We start from the raw sequence: 4,318 nt of genomic DNA, 5'->3' as shown, positions 1-4,318 counted from the left end.
CACCTCCCGAAGGAAGCAGTCGCTGCGCGGCAAGCCGCTTCGGGCTACGCCCTACGCGCCTTGCCGCGCAGCGAGTGAAAGAAGACTTACACCACTTCCTGGGACATCAACGCCAATGAAAACCTGGGGAATCTGCGCTGCGGCGCTTTTGGCGGGGTCAGCCCACGCTGCGCTACTGATTTCTCTGGCTCCAAAGCGGATTGCACTGTTCCTTGTGTGAGGCAACATGGGGGGTCGTGTCGCCTCACACACAGACGGCATCCATAATGCCGGCTTCGATCCCCGGGTCATCGTTCAACCGGCGCCAACAACCGTCGGGCATTCACAGGTTCTCCTCCGGCCCCCACGAACTACAACCGCACCCACTCGGAGATACGTTCACCGACTCGTTGAAGTCGGGTCTTCTTGGGCTGAGGAGCTCGTTGCGCGGCCAACCACTCCAGGGTCCGAACGACGATCTCGGCGCGCGGGTCCCCCGCCGTAGCCTGTGCACGCCATTTCGCGGCCACCTCCAGGAGTTGCTCGCTCGTCAAAGGGGGCAGTGGCGCCGGGCTATGGCCAGCCGGGGCTGCTGCAGATGCGAACCGCATTGACTCACGCGGAAGTCGATCGCGCCACGGGGACTGCGGCTGAAAAGCCGATGAGACGCTGCTCCGTCCCTGCAAACACTTGGACGTCATTTACGCGCGGCAGGCGGCAGGCCAAAAATGGGCGATGCCTTCGCGAGCGCACAGAGCCTGCGCTTCCAACTCCGACAGTTCGCTCACCGTGACGCCGTCATCCAATTCGGCTCGGGTTTGCAAATGCGGCATCGCGGTGGCCTGAAGTTGGGCGCGGCCCGACTGAACGGGGCTCGCCACTTGCTCACGATGACGGGACGAAAAGAAATTGCGCATGGCTGTGCTTTTGGGAAGGTCGCTGGACGTCAATGTAACACATTGTACTTACAGGCGCCTGCGACCAAAAGAAAAATGCACACCTTAGTACTGCGGTTCAACGGCTCCGCGCCCAGGCTGCCGCACGAGGAGATGCGCTACTTCGCCGAGGTCTACCGCATCGAGGGCGAGATCCGCGAGGCCGACCCCGACGAACGCCTGCGCGTGCGTCAGTCGCTGACCTTGGCTCTGATGGCGCAGTTCCTTCGCTGGCTCTCCGTGCATGCGCCGACGGTGTTGCCGAAATCGCCGCTGGGTGAGGCAACCGCGAGCGCGAGTCGACGGACGCATGGGCGCCCTGATGCGTAGTCACGACTGGTCCGATTCGCCTCACCTGGGAGCAGTCCTTTGCGAAAGCGGCGACTGCGATGAGGCGGTTCGGGTGTTCTCCAAGGGGATCGAACACCGCCCGGAAGAGCCCCTCCTCTACTTCAACCGCGCGGTGGCTAGATGGCACACGCGGCGCGCCCGGGAGTCCGAAGGCCGCCGAACTCCGTTCAGGCTTGGCGTTTTTCGATCCAATGGGTGGCGGGACCATGAAGTCGGTTGCCAAGTTCCACAGCCCGAAGCAGCCTTTGGCGGTTGTTGTCGTTGTCCGGGATCCACAGGTGATCGCACCCGCCGTCCGGCTCGCAGCCATGTGACACTTCTTCGGATCGGCGAAGCCTGACCTCGGTGAGTGCTCGCAACACAGTCTTCACGGCAAAACTCCTCTAGGAACGCGCAGCGTCGCGGACCTCGAACGCCTTGCGCCAAATTCTTGCGACAAACGGCAACAGTCCTAGGTATCGCCGCCTGCAGCGCTGCGCGCGCTTTCCTCTTCGGGAGCGTCGCCGGGAGGCCTGCGACCACTCCGCGCGCCTCGAATGTTTTTACGGGTGTCCGAGGGGATCGCGCCTCTCGAAGCCAGTCCCTGGTCTGCTGGTTTCCCGAGGCCGCCAAGTTCACCGAGATCGTAGTTTTCGTGAAAAAGTACAGAAACCAAAGTACTACATATGCCTACAATAGTTACATGGACGAAACACGATACGACGCAGAGTGGCTGACCCAAAAGTCAGAGTACGCAGGGCGAGAGTCGTCACCACCACGGCGGATCTCCCGGCGCGTGGAGAAGCCCGCAATCGGTCTCGGCCTGGGACCTTGGCGTAGCTGCGCCCTGGTCGTTGGCCTGGCCGTGGCCTTGGCCTGGACCATGAAAGTGGCGATGGGCCTTTAAACCTCAGCGCCGTGACGCCGTGAAAGCGGCAGGTGCCTTGCACAGCGTGACCGGCCTAGCGCGCCCATTGCCTAGGGCTTTCGAGGAGACCAACAATGAGAAAACACCGACACGCCCACGATGGCGTCGAGATTGCCTCGGCAGGCGATTACCGCGTCTATCGGGTCTTTAGCGCAGACGGCAGGGTGGTCTATGAACTTGTCGGACCCGACGGCGAGAACCTGCCCTTTGTGCTCGGAGACATGCACGAGGCGATGGCTGCGATGACCGCAGTCCTCGCGCGACCCATTGCCGAACGCGGTCTTGGCCGCCACCAGTGCCGCTGCGCCTAGGCTCTGTCCAGACAGAACTCGAAGAACGCCTCCAGCTCGGTTGACTTGTCAAAGAATGCATCGGCGCCTGCTTCGAGGCACGCCTTGCGCATGGCCTGAGTCGCGTAGTTCGTCAGGACGGCGACGCGTTGATGGGGCTCTCTCCCGCGGCACCAATCGACGACGCCAAGCCCATTGCCTTCCTCTAAAAAAAGGTCGACCACGGCTAGGTCCCACTTACCTTTGTGATGAGCAAGCCACGCGATCGCTTCCCGCTCAGACTGGGCGATTGCAATGACGCTCGCAGACCCCAAATCTGCAAGTGCTGGGATGAGGTGATCTCGAATCTTCTGGTTGTCTTCAACTAGGAAGACTGAAAGACCGGCCATGGCGTTCACCGTCTTGTTCTTCGTCGAAGTGAGGCTAGGCCGAATCGTGCCAGCGTGAGTGAGCGCTTCGGAAATGCGTGGGTAGGATGTAACCGTCATGAGGATGCTCGACATGGATAGAACCTCGGCGCAGGTCCAGGCCCAGTTGAGGTGGGCGTTTGCCTGCGAACGCCTCAGCTTCGTGATCGATCCGCCGGCAGGCGCAAAGCCGGAGGGGGAGTTGCTAGATCTGGCCGCGGCCATCGGCAACGTCCGCCGTGCACTCGAGCAATTGGAAGCAGCGTTCGCGCCCGAAGAAACGGCTAGCTCTCACCGCCGGAGACTCAAGCCTTTGCGGTCCCTGTAGGCTCCCGCCGGCTACAGCCAGCGCTCCATGCTCGCACCAGGACGGGCTCAACGCGCCCGTGGGTGGCCGCTATCCAAGGCGCATCGTTTCGTCTCCAATCACTTAACAGGAGACCTGCGATGGCTGATCTGAATGACCCCCGCGTGCCGGGCGACAAGGATGGGACCGGTACTGCAACGGGCGTGGGCGCTGTGCTCGGCGGGGTTGCTGGTGGCGTGGCCGGCGGTGCTGCCGCCGGTGCGGCCGTTGGCGGAATGACGGGCCCGGTCGGCGCGGTTGTGGGCGCCGCCGTGGGTGCTGTGGCCGGCGCCCTGGCTGGCCGTGCCGTCAAAGCGGACCCGGTAGCCGAAGACGCCTACTGGCGTGAGAACTATGCCGGGCGAGACTATGTGGCCCCCGGCACGAGCTACGACGACTACTCGCCGGCCTATCGCTACGGCGTCGATGCCTATTCGCGTAATCCGGATCGCAAGTTCGATGACGTTGAAGCGGATCTAGGGCGCGACTGGGGAGCCGCTCGCGGAAGGTCGTCGTTGGAATGGGATCGCGCAAAGCACGCCACGCGCGATGCCTGGCAACGACTCAGCGACAACGTCGAACGAGTCATCCCCGGGGATTCGGACCGCGACGGTCGCTAGCCCTAGATGATCGACAAGACGGCCACGGTCGTCTTGTCGATCAGCAGTTCATTCGACGTCTGGTCCGCCAACCGGATCGGCGTCTTCGTCCTCGCCCCGGCCGCGCGGACCCTTCAGGGGCGATTCCTTCGCGAGAGCCATCAGCCGCTCCGTCCCTTGCCTGATACTAACTTGCGTTCAAAGATATAGAAGTTATCCATTTGAACCCAGTCATTGAACGGGTTCGCGTTGTATTGGATTCGAGGGCGACGAGTCCGCTTATCAGGGCGCTCTCGACTGCATCGAGGTTGGCGAAGCAGTCCTCGCGCAGCGACTCCCACAGGTGCTCGGCGGGGTTCAGCTCCGGGCTGTACGGGGGCAGGAAGATCAAGTGCATGTTCTGCGGCACCGCGAGATCACCGGCGATGTGCCAACCGGCTTGATCCATGACCATGACGATGAATTCCTCGGCGTGGCGCTGCGCCACCTCGCTCAGGAACAGCG

7 protein-coding genes are annotated in these 4,318 nt (G+C 62.6%); 4 read left to right on the top strand and 3 right to left on the bottom strand.

All coding sequences use genetic code 11. The annotated features are described in order from the left end of the window. Window positions 1-680: 680 nt before the first annotated feature. Window positions 681-896, bottom strand: coding sequence for a hypothetical protein (locus QZH52_RS38415; RefSeq protein ID WP_301816514.1), 216 nt, complete (start codon window positions 894-896; stop codon window positions 681-683). Window positions 897-971: 75 nt separating this feature from the next. Between QZH52_RS38415 and QZH52_RS38410 the strand changes: the two genes are divergently transcribed. After that, window positions 972-1,244: an IS66 family transposase gene (locus tag QZH52_RS38410; RefSeq protein WP_301816513.1), complete on the top strand. Its 273-nt coding sequence runs from the start codon at window positions 972-974 to the stop codon at window positions 1,242-1,244. 1,002 nt (window positions 1,245-2,246) lie between these two features. After that, window positions 2,247-2,483 carry a hypothetical protein gene (locus QZH52_RS38405; protein ID WP_301816512.1) on the top strand — a complete coding sequence of 79 codons (237 nt, stop codon included), beginning with the start codon at window positions 2,247-2,249 and terminating at the stop codon, window positions 2,481-2,483. Here the strand turns inward: QZH52_RS38405 and QZH52_RS38400 are convergent. Beyond that, window positions 2,480-2,950: a response regulator gene (locus QZH52_RS38400; protein WP_301816511.1), complete on the bottom strand. Its 471-nt coding sequence runs from the start codon at window positions 2,948-2,950 to the stop codon at window positions 2,480-2,482. The genes QZH52_RS38405 and QZH52_RS38400 overlap by 4 nt on opposite strands. On the opposite strand from QZH52_RS38400, the gene QZH52_RS38395 reads away from it, so the two are divergent. Beyond that, window positions 2,949-3,197 (top strand): hypothetical protein, encoded by a 249-nt coding sequence (locus QZH52_RS38395; protein ID WP_301816510.1) that lies wholly within the window; start codon window positions 2,949-2,951, stop codon window positions 3,195-3,197. The genes QZH52_RS38400 and QZH52_RS38395 overlap by 2 nt on opposite strands. A 119-nt stretch (window positions 3,198-3,316) precedes the next feature. Continuing rightward, window positions 3,317-3,835: a glycine zipper domain-containing protein gene (locus QZH52_RS38390; RefSeq protein WP_301816509.1), complete on the top strand. Its 519-nt coding sequence runs from the start codon at window positions 3,317-3,319 to the stop codon at window positions 3,833-3,835. 166 nt (window positions 3,836-4,001) lie between these two features. Here the strand turns inward: QZH52_RS38390 and QZH52_RS38955 are convergent. Next, window positions 4,002-4,318, bottom strand: a 317-nt coding sequence (locus tag QZH52_RS38955; RefSeq protein WP_436411680.1) for a transposase, incomplete at its 5' end; no start/stop codon positions are given.

This window comes from Variovorax ginsengisoli, from assembly GCF_030486595.1.
GTDB classification, from domain to species: Bacteria; Pseudomonadota; Gammaproteobacteria; order Burkholderiales; family Burkholderiaceae_C; genus Variovorax; species Variovorax ginsengisoli_B.
Note: the sequence above shows the minus strand (reverse complement) of the source record. Positions and strands in the feature narration are given on the sequence as shown.

Bases quoted from the DNA above. Each gene is read 5' to 3' on its own strand.
- QZH52_RS38410 (WP_301816513.1), top strand. From the start codon at position 972: ATGCACACCTTAGTACTGCGGTTCAACGGCTCCGCGCCCAGGCTGCCG.
- QZH52_RS38395 (WP_301816510.1), top strand. From the start codon at position 2,949: ATGAGGATGCTCGACATGGATAGAACCTCGGCGCAGGTCCAGGCCCAG.
- QZH52_RS38415 (WP_301816514.1), bottom strand. From the start codon at position 896: ATGCGCAATTTCTTTTCGTCCCGTCATCGTGAGCAAGTGGCGAGCCCC.
- QZH52_RS38400 (WP_301816511.1), bottom strand. From the start codon at position 2,950: ATGACGGTTACATCCTACCCACGCATTTCCGAAGCGCTCACTCACGCT.
- QZH52_RS38390 (WP_301816509.1), top strand. From the start codon at position 3,317: ATGGCTGATCTGAATGACCCCCGCGTGCCGGGCGACAAGGATGGGACC.
- QZH52_RS38405 (WP_301816512.1), top strand. From the start codon at position 2,247: ATGAGAAAACACCGACACGCCCACGATGGCGTCGAGATTGCCTCGGCA.